This is a genomic window from Shewanella sp. SP1S2-4 (assembly GCF_031932075.1).
GTDB lineage: Bacteria > Pseudomonadota > Gammaproteobacteria > Enterobacterales > Shewanellaceae > Shewanella > Shewanella baltica.
Window position 1 is genome coordinate 123653 of the sequence record NZ_JAUOET010000010.1, and the last position, 17965, is coordinate 141617.

At 44.7% G+C, this 17965-nt stretch carries 11 protein-coding genes and 9 tRNA genes; 4 read left to right on the plus strand and 16 right to left on the minus strand.

From position 1 onward, the window contains the following. Positions 1-840: 840 nt before the first annotated feature. The 11 genes from Q4Q52_RS11650 to Q4Q52_RS11700 all read right to left on the minus strand — a co-directional run bounded on the left by Q4Q52_RS11650 (position 841) and on the right by Q4Q52_RS11700 (position 8307). Positions 841-927 (minus strand) — tRNA-Leu (locus Q4Q52_RS11650). Positions 928-1067: 140 nt separating this feature from the next. Then, positions 1068-1154 (minus strand) — tRNA-Leu (locus Q4Q52_RS11655). Between the two features lie 49 nt (positions 1155-1203). Continuing rightward, positions 1204-1277 (minus strand) — tRNA-Cys (locus Q4Q52_RS11660). A 44-nt stretch (positions 1278-1321) separates the two neighbouring features. Then, positions 1322-1397 (minus strand) — tRNA-Gly (locus tag Q4Q52_RS11665). Between the two features lie 220 nt (positions 1398-1617). Further along, positions 1618-2166: a CDP-diacylglycerol--glycerol-3-phosphate 3-phosphatidyltransferase gene (gene pgsA / locus Q4Q52_RS11670; RefSeq protein WP_006082068.1), complete on the minus strand. Its 549-nt coding sequence runs from the start codon at positions 2164-2166 to the stop codon at positions 1618-1620. A 47-nt stretch (positions 2167-2213) separates the two neighbouring features. Beyond that, entirely contained in the window at positions 2214-4043 is a 1830-nt protein-coding gene (uvrC, locus tag Q4Q52_RS11675) for an excinuclease ABC subunit UvrC (RefSeq protein ID WP_311990688.1), read from the minus strand. Between the two features lie 103 nt (positions 4044-4146). Beyond that, positions 4147-4791, minus strand: coding sequence for a UvrY/SirA/GacA family response regulator transcription factor (uvrY, locus tag Q4Q52_RS11680; RefSeq protein WP_006082070.1), 645 nt, complete (start codon positions 4789-4791; stop codon positions 4147-4149). Between the two features lie 388 nt (positions 4792-5179). After that, positions 5180-5270: transfer RNA gene (locus tag Q4Q52_RS11685), tRNA-Ser, on the minus strand. Positions 5271-5569: 299 nt separating this feature from the next. Then, positions 5570-5660: transfer RNA gene (locus Q4Q52_RS11690), tRNA-Ser, on the minus strand. A 190-nt stretch (positions 5661-5850) separates the two neighbouring features. Further along, positions 5851-7848: a methyl-accepting chemotaxis protein gene (locus Q4Q52_RS11695; protein WP_311990689.1), complete on the minus strand. Its 1998-nt coding sequence runs from the start codon at positions 7846-7848 to the stop codon at positions 5851-5853. Between the two features lie 368 nt (positions 7849-8216). Continuing rightward, positions 8217-8307 (minus strand) — tRNA-Ser (locus Q4Q52_RS11700). 221 nt (positions 8308-8528) lie between these two features. On the opposite strand from Q4Q52_RS11700, the gene Q4Q52_RS11705 reads away from it, so the two are divergent. Both Q4Q52_RS11705 and fabA read left to right on the plus strand, forming a co-directional pair. Next, positions 8529-10262, plus strand: coding sequence for an AAA family ATPase (locus Q4Q52_RS11705; protein WP_220590498.1), 1734 nt, complete (start codon positions 8529-8531; stop codon positions 10260-10262). A 74-nt stretch (positions 10263-10336) separates the two neighbouring features. Continuing rightward, a complete protein-coding gene (gene fabA / locus Q4Q52_RS11710; protein ID WP_028759638.1) occupies positions 10337-10852 on the plus strand; it encodes a bifunctional 3-hydroxydecanoyl-ACP dehydratase/trans-2-decenoyl-ACP isomerase in 516 nt (171 codons plus the stop codon). A 123-nt stretch (positions 10853-10975) separates the two neighbouring features. Here the strand turns inward: fabA and rmf are convergent, their stop codons facing one another. The 5 genes from rmf to rlmKL all read right to left on the minus strand — a co-directional run bounded on the left by rmf (position 10976) and on the right by rlmKL (position 17507). After that, entirely contained in the window at positions 10976-11152 is a 177-nt protein-coding gene (rmf, locus tag Q4Q52_RS11715; protein WP_006082074.1) for a ribosome modulation factor, read from the minus strand. Positions 11153-11339: 187 nt separating this feature from the next. Beyond that, the gene (locus Q4Q52_RS11720) at positions 11340-13175 is read right to left on the minus strand and encodes a DUF3466 family protein (RefSeq protein ID WP_220590500.1); all 1836 of its coding nucleotides are present in this window, start codon (positions 13173-13175) and stop codon (positions 11340-11342) included. A 28-nt stretch (positions 13176-13203) separates the two neighbouring features. Then, positions 13204-15129, minus strand: coding sequence for an ABC transporter ATP-binding protein (locus Q4Q52_RS11725; protein WP_311900187.1), 1926 nt, complete (start codon positions 15127-15129; stop codon positions 13204-13206). A 1-nt stretch (position 15130) separates the two neighbouring features. Continuing rightward, positions 15131-15385: a glutaredoxin family protein gene (locus Q4Q52_RS11730; RefSeq protein WP_311990690.1), complete on the minus strand. Its 255-nt coding sequence runs from the start codon at positions 15383-15385 to the stop codon at positions 15131-15133. Further along, a complete protein-coding gene (gene rlmKL / locus Q4Q52_RS11735; RefSeq protein ID WP_311990691.1) occupies positions 15378-17507 on the minus strand; it encodes a bifunctional 23S rRNA (guanine(2069)-N(7))-methyltransferase RlmK/23S rRNA (guanine(2445)-N(2))-methyltransferase RlmL in 2130 nt (709 codons plus the stop codon). Before rlmKL ends, Q4Q52_RS11730 begins: the two co-directional genes overlap by 8 nt. Before the next feature lie 257 nt (positions 17508-17764). Here rlmKL and Q4Q52_RS11740 point away from each other — a divergent pair. Both Q4Q52_RS11740 and Q4Q52_RS11745 read left to right on the plus strand, forming a co-directional pair. Further along, positions 17765-17841 (plus strand) — tRNA-Met (locus Q4Q52_RS11740). A 41-nt stretch (positions 17842-17882) separates the two neighbouring features. Then, positions 17883-17959: transfer RNA gene (locus Q4Q52_RS11745), tRNA-Met, on the plus strand. The last annotated feature ends 6 nt before the right edge of the window (positions 17960-17965 follow it).

A 17965-nucleotide genomic window follows, 5' to 3' on the forward strand; every position in this document is an offset into this window, starting at 1 on the left:
TTAATAAAAAGCTAGGGTTAATAAAAGCGTCAGTCTTTACTGGCGCTTTTTTATGCCTAGCGTTTATCGAGAGATTTTATTGATAAGTTTTCCATTCCTAGATTTATCTAAGCATAAATAAGTTAAACCAAAGCAAAAACTCACGACCTGTTATTTCGCCGAAATAATATCACGGCTTTTGCTCTGAGTTCACTGCACAAAGAGTTAAATCAACATAGCTACTGGCTTGCTTCAAAATGATGCTATCGACTTCAAACACACCGCTGCTGCATAACGCTATCGTTTTCAGCACTCCGCCCCATGACTAGCCCGCAGCAGGAAGCCCTGCTAACTAAGGCAAGAGATAATAGTCCAACACATTGATGACTATTCCTTATATCGAAAGCGGCACGCCAAGCGTGTCAGTCAAGTTTGGCCTTAAATCTCTCGCGGACAATACTGACTAAATGTGGAAATCCTGATGCAAAAAGCCCCAACTTTCGTTGAGGCTTTATGCTATTCAAACAGAATAATGGTACCCGAGGGCAGACTTAAGCTTTTATCAGCAGCGGCACGCCAAGCGTGTTAGTCAAGTTTGGCCTTAAATCTCTCGCGGACAACACTGACTAAATGTGGAAATCCAGATGCAAAAAAGCCCCTACTTTCGTTGAGGCTTTATGCTATTCAAACAGAATAATGGTACCCGAGGCCAGACTTAAGCTTTTATCGGCAGCGGCACGCCAAGCGTGTTAGTCAAGTTTGGCCTTAAATCTCTAGCGGACAACACTGACTAAATGTGGAAATCCAGATGCAAAAAAGCCCCAACTTTCGTTGAGGCTTTATGCTATTCATACAGAATAATGGTACCCGAGGCCAGACTTGAACTGGCACGCTGTTACCAGCGAGGGATTTTAAATCCCTTGTGTCTACCGATTCCACCACTCGGGCAAACTCTGAATATCAATGACGGGAATCATGTCAAAAATATTATTAACGCTATATAACTAAAACTTAATACAACAACTAAATCTTTAATAAACCCCTATTAATGCTTAGGACTTTATTTTTACCATTATCATCAAAAATAATGGTACCCGAGGCCAGACTTGAACTGGCACGCTGTTACCAGCGAGGGATTTTAAATCCCTTGTGTCTACCGATTCCACCACTCGGGCAAACTCTTTATATTAACGACGGGAATCGTGTCATTAATACGTTAATCTATGGAGGCGCGACCCGGAGTCGAACCGAGATCGACGGATTTGCAATCCGCAGCATAGCCATTCTGCCATCGCGCCATAGTTGCTAACTCGGATTAACCAGAATCAGACTTCAAGAATATTGGAGCGACATATCGGGTTCGAACCGATGACCTATACCTTGGCAAGGTATCGCTCTACCAACTGAGCTAATGTCGCATTTTGCTTTACTATTTACTCAAGTAAATAAGGTATCGTATTTAACCTTATCAACTGAGCGAATATCACATTTCAATATTCAGTAGCGTTAAGATTTTGTTTTCACATCGTCTCTTGTCTACGGGGTGGCATTCTACCGATTTACCACCCAGTGTCAACCGCTGTTTTATCGATAACTTACTGCTTGCACACTAAATAATCTCTTTGATTTTTTATTGCACTATTCAGCAGTCAGATCTTTCCAAGCGGCTAAAATGTAACTCATCATTGACCAAAAAGTTAATACTGCAGCGATATATAACAGCACAAACGCAGCATTGGTCATTAAAGGATTGTATTGCCAAATTAGGCCAATAATCGCCACCATTTGCGCTGCAGTCTTATATTTACCAATCCAAGACACGGCGACAGTACCACGTTTACCAATTTCAGCCATCCATTCTCTCAACGCTGAAATGACAATCTCGCGGCCTATCATAAATAGTGCAGGCATAGTCAGCCAGATATTGGCGTATTGATCGACTAACAGCACTAAGGCTGTTATCACCATCAACTTGTCAGCGACTGGATCGAGGAAAGCACCAAAACGGGTTAATTGCTTCAATTTACGGGCAGCATAACCATCTAATGCATCCGTTAACGCCGCGAGCCAAAAGGTAAAGGCGGCAACAAAAGGGGTCCAGTCATAGGGTAAATAAAACAGCACCACGAAAATGGGCAGTAAAAAAAGCCTGAAAAGAGTTAATGCTATAGGTAAGTTAAACGGCATGATCAAACCAGTTAGTCAAAAGCAGCGCCAATCTTGCCTTAATTTTATCACCCTCGCAATGCATCATGAATGGTTTGTGCCATTTCTATGCTGATCCCTGGTACTTTGACTAATTCCGCCACACTTGCTCCTTTCACTTCTTGCAAGCCACCTAAATGCTGCAACAAAGCTTTACGACGTTTAGGACCAATTCCAGGAATCGATTCCAATGTGGAAGTATTGCGGGTTTTCTGGCGACGATTACGGTGGCCAGTGATTGCAAATCGATGGGATTCATCACGAATATGTTGAATAAGGTGCAACGCAGGCGAATCCCCTTCGAGGGAAAAGCTGGTTTCGGTATCTCCTAAGATCAAGGTTTCGAGTCCAGGTTTACGGCCCTCACCTTTCGCCACCCCAATAAGCTGCGGCGCTTTATCCAAATGGACAAACTTTTCATCCACTATCTTCTGGGCGATACGCAGCTGCCCGAGTCCACCATCGATAAACAGAATGTCAGGGATTTTACCGCCCGCCTCAATCTTATCGAAGCGTCGGCTTACCGCCTGCTTCATTGCCGCGTAATCATCGCCCGGTGTAATACCCTCGATATTATAGCGACGATATTCACCTTTATGCGGCCCTTCCCGATTGAACACCACACAGGAGGCAACCGTGCTCTCCCCCATGGTATGACTGATATCAAAACATTCCATCCGTTGAATAGGCGTACTCAATTCAAGGATTTCTTCGAGTAATACAAAACGCTGCTCGACCGTATTTTTATGGGACAAGCGCGTAACCACAGCATTGGTCGCATTGGTCACGGCTAACCGCAAGAAGCTCGCCCTATCGGCACGTACATTGGTCTTAATCGAAAACTTTTTATCTAACGCTTCTGAAATTGCCGCTTCGAGTTCATTCAATTCTTCAAAGTTGTGGCTAATCACCACTTCTTTTGGAATAGTGCGTTGAATATCCGCATTTAAATAAAACTGCAGGATGAAAGAGCGCAGCACTTCGTCCATATCGGTTTGGGCGGGCACGGAAGGATAATAGCTGCGACTGCCAAAGATTTTACCCTCGCGGATAAACAGCAAATGGAAACAGGCGATGCCCGACGCATAATGCACACCGATGACATCCATATCGCCTTTATTATTCGAGACTTCCTGTTGTTCGGCGACTTTACGCAGCGCCATGATCTGATCGCGAAATCGTGCAGCTTGCTCATAGGCTTGTTGCTCGGCCGCAAGCTCCATTTTGTTAACCAAGGCGCTGATCACTTGCTGATCTTTGCCCTTTAAAAACAGGCTGGCGAGTTTTACTTGCTCATCATAATCAGCGTTGCTGACTTTACCCACGCAGGGTGCGCTACAACGGGAAAGCTGATATTGCAAACAGGGGCGTGAGCGAGACTTGTAGTAAAGGTCGTCACATTGACGAATTGGAAACAGCTTCTGCATTAAATGCAGACTTTCACGTACCGCGCCGCCATTAGGATAAGGGCCAAAATAGTGGCCTTTTTCCCGCTGCGGACCACGATGATAAGCAAGCCTTGGGTGTTCGTGCTGGCTTAACAGTATGTAAGGATAAGATTTGTCATCACGCAATAACACATTGTATTTGGGCATGTATTGCTTGATGTAATCATTTTCAAGCAATAGCGCATCGGTTTCGCTATGGGTCAGCGTCACATCAATATGGTGTATATGCGAGACTAAGGCTTGGGTCTTAACATTGCCTAGATTTTTACGAAAATACGAGCCGAGCCGTTTTTTGAGATCTTTGGCTTTACCCACATAAATGACGTCATTCTTGACGTCATACATGCGATAAACCCCAGCGGAGGACGAAACTGTACGCAAAAAACTTTGGGCGTTAAATTCATTCGACATCACTTACACCCACAACTTTGGAGACTTAACACAAACAACATAGGAACATATAACCCAAGAACTCGCTAGATTAAAGTCATCGACCAACGCAATCCACTTTCCATTAAAAATGGCCAGCATCCAACATCTTATAGCGAATAGCTAACCGCGTCAGCTCAACATCACCACTGATCCCCAGTTTGGCAAATAAACGATAGCGATAGCTATTAACGGTTTTAGGGCTTAAGTTCAGCTGCTCAGAAATATCGTTTACCTTCTCGCCGTTGGTGATCATCAACATGATTTGTAACTCACGTTCAGACAAAGACTTAAACGGGTTTTCATCGGCGGGATTAAACTGGCTCAGCGCCATCTGTTGGGCAATTTCAGGGGATAAATAACGTTGGCCACGAGAGACCTGACGTATCGCTTGCAGTACTTCCGGTGGCGTTGCACCTTTAGTCAAATAACCCGAAGCGCCAGCCTGCATAACTTTACTCGGAAACGGATCTTCCGTGTGCACAGTCAACACAATTATTTTAGCATGGGGCTGATAACGTAGAATTTTTCGAGTGGCTTCCAGTCCGCCCATTCCTGGCATATTCATGTCCATTAAGATCACATCGGCTTCATTTTGGCGAGCCCACTGCACCGCAGTCTCACCATCAGGGGCTTCGCCCACCACTTTGATCCCACGTTCATCTTCTAAGATACGGCGGATCCCAGTTCTCACAAGCTCATGATCGTCAACCAAATATATCGAAATCAACTTTATCCACCTTTTACTATTTTCAGCTCGTTCCGTGCGTTAAATAAAGCAACACAGCAAACGGATAACGAGTTCATAAGGCTAATTTAGCCCAACAACCCCATTTCGCAAAGCATAAATTCAACATTGTTAACTAGATGATATTTAAAGAAAGGACTCCAGAATAGCATACCAATAAAAAGCGTTTAAAAACGAAGCAATACACAAAGCGCTATCAGCTTAAATGCTTGTTGGATCGGTAGTACAGCACAAACAAAAAAGGCCATCATTACTGATGGCCTTTTTTGTGAATATAGCGGAGGAGCTTCGCTTCTAATCAGGAACCCAAGGGTTCAAACGATATAAATGCAAAATGCCGCTAATTGCTTAGCGGCATTTTGACTAAATATGGCGGAGGAGCAGGGATTTGAACCCTGGGTGGGCTATAAACCCACGCCGGTTTTCAAGACCGGTGCATTAAACCACTCTGCCACCCCTCCGAACGAGCGAGATAATAGCGATCTCTACTGCCACTGTAAACTTAAATTTATACTTAATCGTGTTAATTGGTTATTTCAAATTCAATTTTTGATTAAAAAACGTGTTTCAAAGCAAAAACAGAAAACTTGTGGCTGAGAGTGAGAAACCTTGGTTCAAATTGCACGAACAAAAAAGGCCATCATTACTGATGGCCTGTTTCGTGAATATAGCGGAGGAGCTGAACTTAGAATGAGGAACCTTGGTTCAAATTGCACAAACAAAAAAGGCCATCGTTACTGATGGCCTTTCTCGTAAAATATGGCGGAGGAGCAGGGATTTGAACCCTGGGTGGGCTATAAACCCACGCCGGTTTTCAAGACCGGTGCATTAAACCACTCTGCCACCCCTCCGAACAAGCGAGATAATAGCTATCTCCTACTCCGCTGTAAACTCTTAATTTAAAATAGCAATCCACATGGTCAATCTACATCCAATTTGCTTAAAAAATCGCGTAATTCGACTTATGCTTTGAATTTCCGGTCAGTTAAAGCACCACTAACAAGGCGATCCACTACATAACTTTTTATCAGGATATTAGGCTTAAGCTCGATTAATATTGATTAAACGGTCGGATAGTTTCTGCATTTCAAGACTTAACGCATCGAGTGCGGTCGCATCAAGTGAGTTATCTTCACTAATGCTATTAATCCTCACCGCCAGCTCATTGATCTCCTGAGTCACTTGGCTTTGTTGCTGAGCAGCTAAAGCAATTTGCTGGGCTCGCTGCGAAATATCATCGAAACTTTGTACAGTACTCGATAGAGAACTGGCCGCTCCCTCAGCCTCAGCAACTGCGTGGACAGTGCGGGACTCACCTGTTTGCATCGCTTGTACCGCAAGCCGCGAAGCCGATTGCAAAGCGTTAATCATGGTACTGATTTCATTGGCGGAATCTTGAGTTCGCCCCGCAAGAGTCCGTACTTCATCGGCAACAACCGCAAAACCACGCCCCTGATCCCCCGCCCTTGCTGCTTCTATAGCCGCATTTAACGCTAATAGATTAGTTTGCTCAGAAATCGCCTTGATCACATCTAATACGGCGCCCACTTTCTGGCTATCTTGAGCCAACTGGGATATCACCTTGGTTACATTGGCGATTTCCCCCGCTAATGCCTCAATGGAAGCATTGCTGGATGCCACTCGGGTTTGCCCTTCGCGCACCACAATTAAAGAAGATTGCGCTGTTGCAGCACAATCATTAGTGTTATTTGCCACTTCCATCGCGCTTGAAGACATTTGTGTTATCGCCGCGGCGAGTTGCGCACTCTCGAGCCGCTGTTGTTCCGCACGTTGGGCTAACCTATGGCTAAGACCACTTAATTGCGTTGCCTCAAACTGAACTTTCTTCGCCTCTTGGGTGATCAAATCTAACATTGCCCTCAGTGTACCCGCATAGGTATTTACTGCTCGACGCAAAGCGCCAATTTCATCATCCCGCTGAATTTGCAGTTCGACATTGGCACCCAAATTACCGCTCCCAAGGGAAGCAATTTGATCTGTGGTTTCCTCAAGTTGCGCCAACAGTTTTTTACCCGACAACCAAGCCAAATAAAGTAAAATGGCGAGCAAGGGCAATAAAAACAACAAAATATCAAAGGTCAGCTCACGGGCAAGCCCTGTGACTCGGGTCTTTGGCGTCACAAGACCAATCACCCACCCGGTATCAGGCATCACAAACAGGCTTACCTCGCTCGCCTGATTGAGTCTTCCATCCTTATCTAAACTCACAGAAATAACATTATTGATTGAGGTTTGTTTAAGCGCAGCTTCAACGGGGGCAAGCCAAGGTAACTGCCCGACGAGATCGGTAAAGCGCAGCATAATGTCGGACTTATTCGCTTCAGGAAAATGCAAGATATTACCCGCTTGATCTAAAGCAAAAGCATAGCCGTCAGTTACATTGCCATGTTCTGTTAGAAATTTTGCTAAATCATCAAGTTTTAAATCTATTGTTGCGACCCCAGCAAATGTCCCCGTCAGACGATATGGCACACTGCATGTCACCATCGCCACTTTCGTCACGGTATCCTGATAGGCTTCAGACCATAGGCACTGGGATACTGAACTCGTGCGTGCCCCTGTATACCAAGGATCATTGTGATAGCCAGGGCCAGATTGCGCATTATAGTCATCGGAATAAGCCAGTAAATTATCGCTACCACGGGCCCAGAAAAAACTGTGACGGGTGCTGCCAGCGACAAATTTATCTGGCTCTGGCCAGATCCCACCGCCTGCAATAGTGAGATCGCCATTGTTATCAATTAGATTAGGTAAGGAATTAAGATAAAGAGCTTGCTCGTGGGGTAGCACTTCTGCAAGGCGTGCAAGGCTTAAAGTAATACCCTCAATGCTTGCAAGCTTGAGCGCGAGTTGCCTCACGATACTGCTACCGGTTTGCTCGATTAACTCTTGACTCGCCGCCACTACTCGAGGTTGCCCCCTAAGTGACATCACACCAAAAACAGCAAGTCCGGTCAGTAAAAGCAGCACTATGCTGCCCATAGTGAGCCGCTGCGAAATACGTGTTGGTAACCACATAGCTTTCTCTACTTAAAATAAGTCACCCAGATGGGAGAATTGCTCGGCCGTATGACCCAAGATTGTCGAGAATCATACGTCGCACCATCCTAGTGCAAATTTTAAAGGCCATAAAAACCATTAAGTTGGCCACGGATTTGAGTGTAGACCATAAATAGAAAGAGTGAACTAAAATGCCGCTAATCAGCCACAGTAACGCAGCTTTGAATGAAAACATGGGATTCAAATTGCATAAACAAAAAAGGCCACCATTGCTGATAGCCTATCTCCTGAATATGGCGCAGGAGCTGCGCTTAGAATGAGGAACCTTGGTTCAAATCACACAAACAAAAAAGGCCATCATTACTGATGGCCTTTTTTGTAAAATATGGCGGAGGAGCAGGGATTTGAACCCTGGGTGGGCTATAAACCCACGCCGGTTTTCAAGACCGGTGCATTAAACCACTCTGCCACCCCTCCGAACGCCGAAAATAATATAAGCATACCGCTAGCTTGTAAACCTCAATTTTTAATTCTCGAATCAAATGCTCAACTTATATCCACTCAGGTGTTTTTTACGGCAAATACATCACCCGTTTTAACGAATAATCGGGCAAACAGACGTAAAAACACCTATACAGTGAGAGACTTGTCGTCTTGGTATGGTAAAATCACTGTAACTTTTCACGGTAAATGCTTATATGAATTCACTCTTGATACCCACGTCTTCACTCGCACCTGAATTTAGCCTGCCAACCCTTTCTGAAACGGATGCTAATCTAAGCGCATTACTCTTAGGGCAAGAGCGCACTGTGGATGCGTTTAAACTCCACCAAGCGGTTGTCGATCAACACTTATATTTAGCCGATTTCCCGAGTATTGACCGCCAGTTAATCATCAAAGCTTGTATCGATAGCCTAGCACCTCTATCCCCTGCGTATTTAGTGGCGACACGTCCGATTGATAAGGCGGTAACATTTCAGTGGCAGTCCGATAAGCCACTGGAAAATCAAGGAAGTATTGCCGAGAAAACCACTCACTATTGCTACCTTAGTGGTAATATTCGCCGCGCTGATTTAGTTGGCCGTATGGTGCAAACTGGGACAACGAGTCAGTATAAAGCTGGCGCCCTAGCCCAATGCCATTATGTATTCATTTGCGCCGAGTCACTGTGGAAACGTGAAGGTTTATGGGAATTAGTGATGCAAATCCTTACCCATAAAGAATATCAAATTAGCAGCAGCCTAAGTCCTATTCCACTGAACTGTAAGATTGTCCTCGTTGGTGCTGGGATGATTTATAGCCAAGTCAGAACAGAGGATTGGCAATTTCAACGTCACTTTACACTACTAGCAGAACTCGCCAGCGAAATCGACTTGGTGCGTTATAAAGAGTCACAATACGTCACATGGCTGCAAGCGGTTGCCCAAAGCGTGGATGTCACGCTTGAACAATCCAGTTTAGCGCCACTCTTTCGTTATAGTGCACGGTTAACCGAACATCAACGTCGTCTCAGTTTGTCTATGCTCGAGTTTGCCCAACTCATGGTGCAAGCAAAAGCCTACCGTGGTAAACCAAGCATCAATGCAAGCAGTATTGAGCACGCGTTAACCCAAGCCAACTATCGTCATAACAGTTCGGAAGAATATTCAGGCCAAAGCTTCGATGACAATTTCATAAATCTGCCAACTTCGGGTGCTATGGTTGGCCAAATCAATGGCTTAACTGTGATTGATGCTATCGATTATAGCTATGGTGAACCTGCGCGGATCACGGCATCGGTTCACTACGGTGATGGTGAAGTAGCCGATATTGAAAGAAAATCTGAACTTGGCGGGAATATACATGCCAAAGGCATGATGATCCTTTCAGCCTGTTTATACCGTATCTTTGGACGAGACGCACCTTTACATCTGAACGCCAATATCGTTTTCGAGCAATCCTATCAAGAAATTGATGGCGATAGTGCATCACTCGCAGAGTACTGTTGTTTGATGTCGGCGATTGCCGAGCAGCCCATTATTCAATCACTGGCGATTACCGGCGCATTGGATCAATTTGGTAATGTGCAAGCGATTGGCGGTATCAACGAGAAGATTGAAGGCTTTTTTAATCTGTGTGAGCGCCGCGGACTTACCGGAGAACAAGGCGTTATTATGCCCAAGTCGAACGTGCTACAGCTAAATCTTAATCCCAAAGTGATTACAGCTGTAGGCAAAGGACTGTTTCATATCTATGCCATTGAGCATATGGATCAGGCTGTAGAGCTATTAATGCAAATGCCCGCGGGTGTTGCCGATGAAGATAATGATTTCCCTCATGATTCATTATACGGCCTCGTACAGGAACGATTAGATAAGCTCGCAGGAAATGGAGAGGAGGAAATCGGTCTAATCACAAGATTGCTCGCAAAATTGGGATTTTTTCGCCGCTAATTAGCTGATCGGAGTTGTTTAGCTTACACGTGTTCGCTAATCTTGGCGGCTCTTATTGCTGGAGTAGTAAAACAATGAATAAAGCAAACAGTTTCAATAAAGAAGAACTCATCGCCTGTGGCCATGGGAAATTATTTGGTCCAAACTCACCTCGTCTACCTGTCGATAACATGCTGATGATAGATAGAATCGTCACTATTAATGATAATGGCGGTGAGTTTGGCAAAGGTGAAATTGTCGCTGAACTCGATATTAATCCAGACTTATGGTTTTTCGACTGCCACTTCATTACCGATCCTGTGATGCCAGGCTGTTTAGGCCTAGACGCCATGTGGCAGCTCGTTGGCTTCTATTTAGGCTGGGAAGGCGCTGAAGGTAAAGGGCGTGCACTAGGTGTCGGTGAAGTGAAGTTTACTGGCCAAGTATTACCTGGCGCGAAGAAAGTCACTTACAAGCTCAATATCAAGCGTACTATTCACCGTAAACTGGTAATGGGCATTGCCGATGCAATTCTTGAAGTGGATGGCCGTCAGATCTACAGTGCAACCGATCTTAAAGTCGGTGTCTTTAGCGATACCTCTACATTCTAATCCGCCTTACTCCAAAACACTGAAGATATAAGTACTGCAGATATAAAAATGCCCTCATCTGAGGGCAATATGCTGCATTACTTTACTTATTCTGGGCTATTTAATTAATGAGGTAAAACTCAATTATTTATTAAATAGCCCATTAACTCGGCCATCCACACCTTCACGCCAACCACCTAACCACTGCGATCGCGAATCAAGATTTGCATATGGACAGAGCTCCTTAGAGCGTCCACCAACCCCAGCTTGGAATCCTTTTGAAAAAGCTCTGTCTAAACGATCTCGTTTTTGTCTTTTCATGCAAGCGTCCTCTGTTCTACATAAAATAGAAGCAAAAGCTTCACACATAGGAATAGTGCTTTTTGACGCCAAGATCAATCAAAAAATCGTCCATTTTATCGACTATTTATTAAACTATTGAGATCATGATTAAAAAAAATCGAGGCATTTTGCCTCGATTTTTTAAGTCTGAATTGAAGCTTAAAATTTAACGAATTCGACGACGGAACCACACTAATGGCAAGGCAAATAACCAAGCTAGGGTTGCTGCACCTTGACGTTCGTAATTGCCAGTATCAGTGTTGTCATCAACAGTACAAGCTTCACCGCTAGAGGCCGGTTTTAACACGACCATACGCGGAACATATGCTGTAACAGGATCACCATTACCATTAAGTTCAAATAATGGCATTCCATTTTCACCGATAACTACATTGCCATTAGCATCAAATTGATAAGAAGGTTTACGAATGAAAGCTGTACCAACAATCGCACCATTCTCATTAATACTTGTACCTTCAACAACTAAAATATCGGCGTTATATTGAAGCACTTTACCCGAGCCATCTTGAACTTCGACTTGATGACGTGCCCAGCTACCATCGCTGGCTTTTTCATAGCCTTTAGATTCGCAGGTCAACAACTTATTAAGATTGCTAAACTCACCAGTTGATTTCTCATACAGGAAACCGGCTTTAGGACGGGGTTTTTCTTTATCGTATGTTGTCTCAATATAACCTACAACTTGGCCTTTATTGTTGATACTCTTCGGTTTACTCGAAAGATCCGTTGTAGAAGCGGCGAAATCATTCGGGGTTACTATTGTTGCATCAGCTTGATTCGTATCAAAATAGAAAAACTTGTCGCGCAAATAACCTTGAATATAGCTGCGATAACTACCGACAAGAATACCACTATCGTTGATGTCATAGGCAATAGAGCTAGAAATCGAATCGACCATAGGGATCCAATGGTATTGGTATTTACCTTCAGTATCTTTAGCCCAATAAGCTGCATCTTGACGCAAATTATTGGTGTCACCACCACGATAAACATGTGAGCGACCCACTACGACACCATTATCATTCAAACCCAATGCTTGAGCGGTAAAGGTCAAGGTATTGTCAGTCGCAGGCGTTAGGCCTAAAGGTAACTCAGTGCCTGTAGCAACATTGTTGTCGATTTGCCATACATAGCCACGAGTCTGATACTGAATATTACGTGTACCAGTACTATTTGGGTATTGCTCGCGTTGTACGCAAACATCCAACGGCAAAGTATTATCTGTACCTAAACAATAATTGACACGATCGCTACCATATTTACTGATATCGGTACTAACATAACCCGCTACTAAATTATTGTTATTAATGGCTGTTGCCGCCGACCATCCACCTAACTCAGCTGTTTTAGTATTGTCAGCATTAACAAATTTAGTATAAGGCGGCGGTAAAGAAATTTCTGTTTGGCCGGATTTCGCGACACCGCGAAACTCATAATCACGGTAATACCAGTAATCATCTGTTACATCAGTAGTTGCTGTATTCTCTGTTTTCTTTTCAGGTGCAGTCATGCTGCCCACTTTGATACCTGCATCATTAATACCGTAATAAAAGGTATCAACTGAATTAATCACAGCCGTATCACTTGGCGGTTTAGTGCCATTAATGCTGTCAAAGGTAGGTAACCAAGGGTTAGATGTTTCGTCATTTTCCTTAGCAACAAAGGCAAAGTTGTTAGCAATGATGGCTTTATCTATCGAATACGTAATAGTTTCTTCTGGCGCGATACCATCGGCAACATCAATAACGCCACCTTCAACATCTGAACTGCTGAGTTTTTTCTTGCCCTTTGAAATACCGACTAATTCATCATTGCCATTCACACCTAAGGCATAACCACTACGAGTACCTTCAAGGGTACCTTGCAGATCAAAATTATCGATATTAACGATTTCATAGACAGGTGCAGCATGGGCACTGTTTAATACACCAAGGACACCTAGGGCAACCAAGGAAAGGGCTTTATCCAACTTTGACTTCATTAATTCTATTCCCATTTTTATTATTGGTTTACTTCAGTGACTCAAGCTCTTCCCAACGCTCGAAGCAAACTTCCAATTGCTTTTCTTTATCCGCCAACTGGCTCAATACCAGATTAACTTTATCCTGCGCCTGACTATAAAAGTCTGCATGTCCAATGCTCGTCTGCAATGCGAGAATTTCAGCCTCTAATTGCTCCATCACAGTGGGTAACGACTCTAACTCACGCTGTAACTTATAAGACAGTTTTTTTACCGATTTCGCAGGTTCTGCAGCCTTAACTTCAACCGCTTTCGTTGCAACCGCAGGAGCTTCGACCGCCTTTTGCGAACGAGGTTCCTCAGAATAAAACTTTGCCCCCTGATTCACAGCGTCTTGATAACCACCCACATACTCGCTCCAATGGCCATTACCCGCATACCACCAACTACTGGTGACGGTATTATCGATAAATGCCCTATCATGGCTCACTAACAAAAGTGTGCCTTGATATTCAGTGAGCAGCGACTCTAGCAATTCTAGGGTCTCAATATCAAGATCGTTGGTCGGTTCGTCGAGTATGATTAAATTTGCTGGACGAATTAATAGCTTAGCCAGTAACAGACGGTTTTTTTCACCACCCGACAGCGCTTTCACAGGGGTTCTGGCACGCATAGGTGAGAACAAGAAGTCCTGCAAATAACTTAATATATGGCGGTCTTGGCCATTAATCGTGATGGTTTTTTTACCTTCGCCAACGTTATCTTCAACGGTTTGCTCAGGATCTAAGGCTTCACGATATTGGTCGAAATAAGCGATTTCAAGCTTAGTACCGACTTTAATTTCGCCCGATTGCGGTTGCAGCTTTTCGATTAACAGCTTGATCAAGGTTGATTTTCCACAACCATTCGGGCCAATCAGCGCAATGCGGTCACCGCGGATCACTGTGGTATTAAAGTTTTTAACCAAATTTTTATCGGGCAGATTGAAGTTAAGATCGGTTACATCAAACACTAACTTACCAGAGCGTTCGGTATCCGATACCGCCATCTTAGCATTGCCTTGACGGTTTAACCGCTCACTTCGCTCTTCACGTAGAGCTTTTAGCGCACGCACTCGGCCTTCATTACGGGTTCGTCTAGCTTTAACGCCCTGACGGATCCACACTTCTTCATCGGCGAGACGTTTGTCAAACAAGGCATTTTTTTCAGCTTCAACCCGCAGCCATTCTTGCTTACCATCAAGGTACATTTGATAGTTGCCAGGCCATGAGGTCACGACACCACGGTCTAAATCGACAATTCGCGTCGCCATACGGGCAATAAAGCCCCTATCGTGACTGATAAAGACGATAGCGCCTTGATAATCGAGTAAGAACTTTTCAAGCCACTCAATGGTGTCTATATCTAAATGGTTGGTTGGTTCATCGAGTAACAAGAGATCAGGCTCGCTGACCAGTGCTCTGGCTAACGCCACTTTACGCTGCCAACCACCGGATAACTCGCTCAAGGATTTATCAGGATCGAGTCCTAATAATTCGCAGTTTTGTTGAATGCGCGAATCGAGCTGCCAACCATTATAATGATCTAAGGTTTCTTGCAGACCTTGCATCTCATTCAGCATACGATCCATTTGCTCAGGCGAGGCATGGGCGACATCGTGGGACAGTTGATGATAACGCTCAAGCGCCTCACCCACTTCCTTTAACCCTGCCGCAATATACGCGTATACCGTACCTTGCTCAGCTTTAGGTGGATCTTGCTGTAGACGACTCACGGTCACATTACCAGCGATGTTGAACTCGCCTTCGTCCAACAACACATCGCCGGATAAGATTTTTAATAAACTCGACTTGCCAGCACCGTTACGGCCAACAATACACACGCGCTCGCCGCGTTGAATAGTAAAATCCGCTTTTTGTAACAACGGAGTGTAACCATAGGCTAAAGAGCCACTATTGATACGAACCAGACTCAAACTAAGCTCCTGTAAACTCTTGTAATTGCGTTGCGTTAAATGGCCAATGTAATTCCCTATCATCCCAGGCTTTAAGCACTGGAATCGATACGCCATAACGCTGCGCGAGGTATTCATCGTCACATATATCTATGGCTCGATAGCCAATGTCGGCCGCGTCCAGTAACGCCGCGGCCAGTTCACACAGATGGCAGCCATCGGTGTGATATAGCAGATAAGTCCTGTTATCCCGCTCTGCTTGAATCAACTCAGGCATGGGTGATAAGCCAGGTATTATGGATATGTGGATTACGTTTGTAGTCCATAGGCAAAGTCACATCATCAATGTTTGTCACATTAATGTTCATCTTTGTCAGCGTCTCTATGTCCATCTTAAACTTACGTTTATTGTTAGAGAACACTAGCTCGCCCGTTGGGCTGAGCAGTTTCACTAAGGATGACAGTAAATTCACATGATCCCGTTGCACATCAAACGAATCTTCCATGCGCTTAGAGTTTGAGAAGGTTGGCGGATCGATAAAAATCAGATCGTACTGTTCATTACAATCCCTAATCCACTGCATGCAGTCAGATTGAACAAACTCATACTGCTTACCTTGCAGGCCATTGAGCGCAAAGTTGTCCTTCGCCCAAGCGATATAGGTATTGGACATATCTACCGTCGTCACCGACTTAGCACCACCAAGCGCTGCATGCACAGAAGCTGAACCTGTGTAAGAGAACAAGTTCAGTACGCGGCGACCTTTAGACTTTTGACCGACTAAACGACGTGTCAATCTGTGATCGAGGAACAAACCTGTATCCAAATAACCGGTTAAGTTCAACTTGAACTTAGCGCCATATTCGGTAGTGATAAGCTCTAACTTGCGCTCATCCAGCTTTTGATATTGACTCGTGCCCTTTTGACGCTCACGCGTCTTCATGATCATCTTGTTAGGGTTGATGCCAATAGCCGACGGCAGGGCTAATAACACATCGCTTAAACGACGTTTAGTCACGGCTTCAGGTATGGTCGCTGGCGCCATATACTCTTGAATAATCACGTAATCTAAATACTTATCTACTGCGACGTTATATTCAGGAATGTCGGCATCGTAAATACGATAGCTGTCGATGCCTTCTTTCTTCGCCCATTTCTCTAATAACTTGGCATTCTTCTTAATGCGGTTAGCAAAAGCAGGGGCGATATCGGCAATGTCGACGCCATCTGGTAGCACTGGCGTATCACGGCGAGTACTGTTGGCATGTAAGGTGTAGATGTTAAAAGCACATTCAAGCGCGCCGTTGAACATCTTCATCTGTTTGTCGGCTTTAAGCTTTAGCGATGACACCAGTTCGATATCACTACACAGCATGGCCACTTTCCAGCCGCCAAACTCTTTCTTAAACTTGTCGCCCAGCTGATAGTAAAGCTGCAATAACTCAGACACATTGCCTAAACGCTCACCATAAGGTGGGTTAGTGATCAAATAGCCGCTTTCCGCAGGCGGCGCTATCGTTAAAGCATCTGCAACTTGAAACTCGATTAACTCCAGTACACCGGCATTTTCGGCATTACGTTTCGCTAACGCGACTAAGCGCGAATCGATATCAGAACCGTAGAATTTAATCTCGCAACGTTTCACGCCTAATGAGGCACGCGCTTTCGCTTCTTCAACGATTTCTTGCCATACGGCTTTATCATGGCGACGCCAATGTTCAAAACCAAAACGACTACGTTGCAGACCAGGGGCAATATCAGCCGCCATTAACGCCGCTTCAATCAGCACTGTACCGCTACCACAGAAAGGATCGAGCAAGGTCGAAGGCGCCGCTTGCCATCCACTGCGTACGAGCATATTGGCGGCTAAGTTTTCCTTCAATGGCGCTTCACCTGTGGTCGAACGATAGCCACGTTGATGAAGCGATGGACCAGAGAAGTTCATCGCAATCGTGATCACGCCATTACGGAAATGCGCATCGACTTTAAACTCAGCATCAACGCGAGACACATTCGGACGCTCAATATCATCGTCGCGGAAACGATCGACAATCGCATCCTTAATCTTCAAGGCGCCAAACTGGGTATTATTAAGAAAACCACCCGTACCATGGAAATCGATACTAAAAGTGCTTTTATTGGAAAAGTGTGCCGGCCAATCAACACAATAAGCTGCATTATAGAGTTGTTCTGCCGACTCGCAGCTTCCTTTATAGATAACCAACACAATGCGGCTGGCTAAGCGTGTCCATAAAGTAATGCGATACGCTAAAGTTAAGGAGGCCGTGAAATACACACCAGCAACACTCTCTTTTACTTCAGTCGCACCAAATTCTGTCAGCTCTTGGGCTAAGCTATATTCAAAGCCCTTAGGGGCGGCGGCAAAAAAATTAAGCATGGGATAATCAGTACGCAGTCAAAATCAAAGCGACATTATACCTGCTCGGATACATAAAAGATAAACAGTTATTAGCCAAAGCCCCATTTAGTCACTGTCTTGGCCTAAGATAATTGACGAAAAATCCCCAACTTATACGTAAATAGTATGAATGCCGCCCATCCCGCTTTATATTTAAGCGTTCACCACCTTTTTCAATCTTCGTCCTTGCATTGCAAGGGCACTGCCGTTATAGTCTGCCCCGCTTTGAAGACGGACGCGGGATGGAGCAGCATGGTAGCTCGTCGGGCTCATAACCCGAAGGTCGTCGGTTCAAATCCGGCTCCCGCAACCAATTTAAAGCAAAATAGTAAAGTAAAACAGATAGATATCGGACGCGGGATGGAGCAGCATGGTAGCTCGTCGGGCTCATAACCCGAAGGTCGTAGGTTCAAATCCTGCTCCCGCAACCAATCTAA

What these genes read in the sequence shown, in the direction of transcription:
- pgsA (WP_006082068.1), bottom strand. Translation starts at nt 2,166, where the DNA reads ATGCCGTTTAACTTACCTATAGCATTAACTCTTTTCAGGCTTTTTTTA.
- uvrC (WP_311990688.1), bottom strand. Translation starts at nt 4,043, where the DNA reads ATGTCGAATGAATTTAACGCCCAAAGTTTTTTGCGTACAGTTTCGTCC.
- Q4Q52_RS11695 (WP_311990689.1), bottom strand. Translation starts at nt 7,848, where the DNA reads ATGTGGTTACCAACACGTATTTCGCAGCGGCTCACTATGGGCAGCATA.
- Q4Q52_RS11705 (WP_220590498.1), top strand. Translation starts at nt 8,529, where the DNA reads ATGAATTCACTCTTGATACCCACGTCTTCACTCGCACCTGAATTTAGC.
- fabA (WP_028759638.1), top strand. Translation starts at nt 10,337, where the DNA reads ATGAATAAAGCAAACAGTTTCAATAAAGAAGAACTCATCGCCTGTGGC.
- rmf (WP_006082074.1), bottom strand. Translation starts at nt 11,152, where the DNA reads ATGAAAAGACAAAAACGAGATCGTTTAGACAGAGCTTTTTCAAAAGGA.
- Q4Q52_RS11720 (WP_220590500.1), bottom strand. Translation starts at nt 13,175, where the DNA reads ATGAAGTCAAAGTTGGATAAAGCCCTTTCCTTGGTTGCCCTAGGTGTC.
- Q4Q52_RS11730 (WP_311990690.1), bottom strand. Translation starts at nt 15,385, where the DNA reads ATGCCTGAGTTGATTCAAGCAGAGCGGGATAACAGGACTTATCTGCTA.
- rlmKL (WP_311990691.1), bottom strand. Translation starts at nt 17,507, where the DNA reads ATGCTTAATTTTTTTGCCGCCGCCCCTAAGGGCTTTGAATATAGCTTA.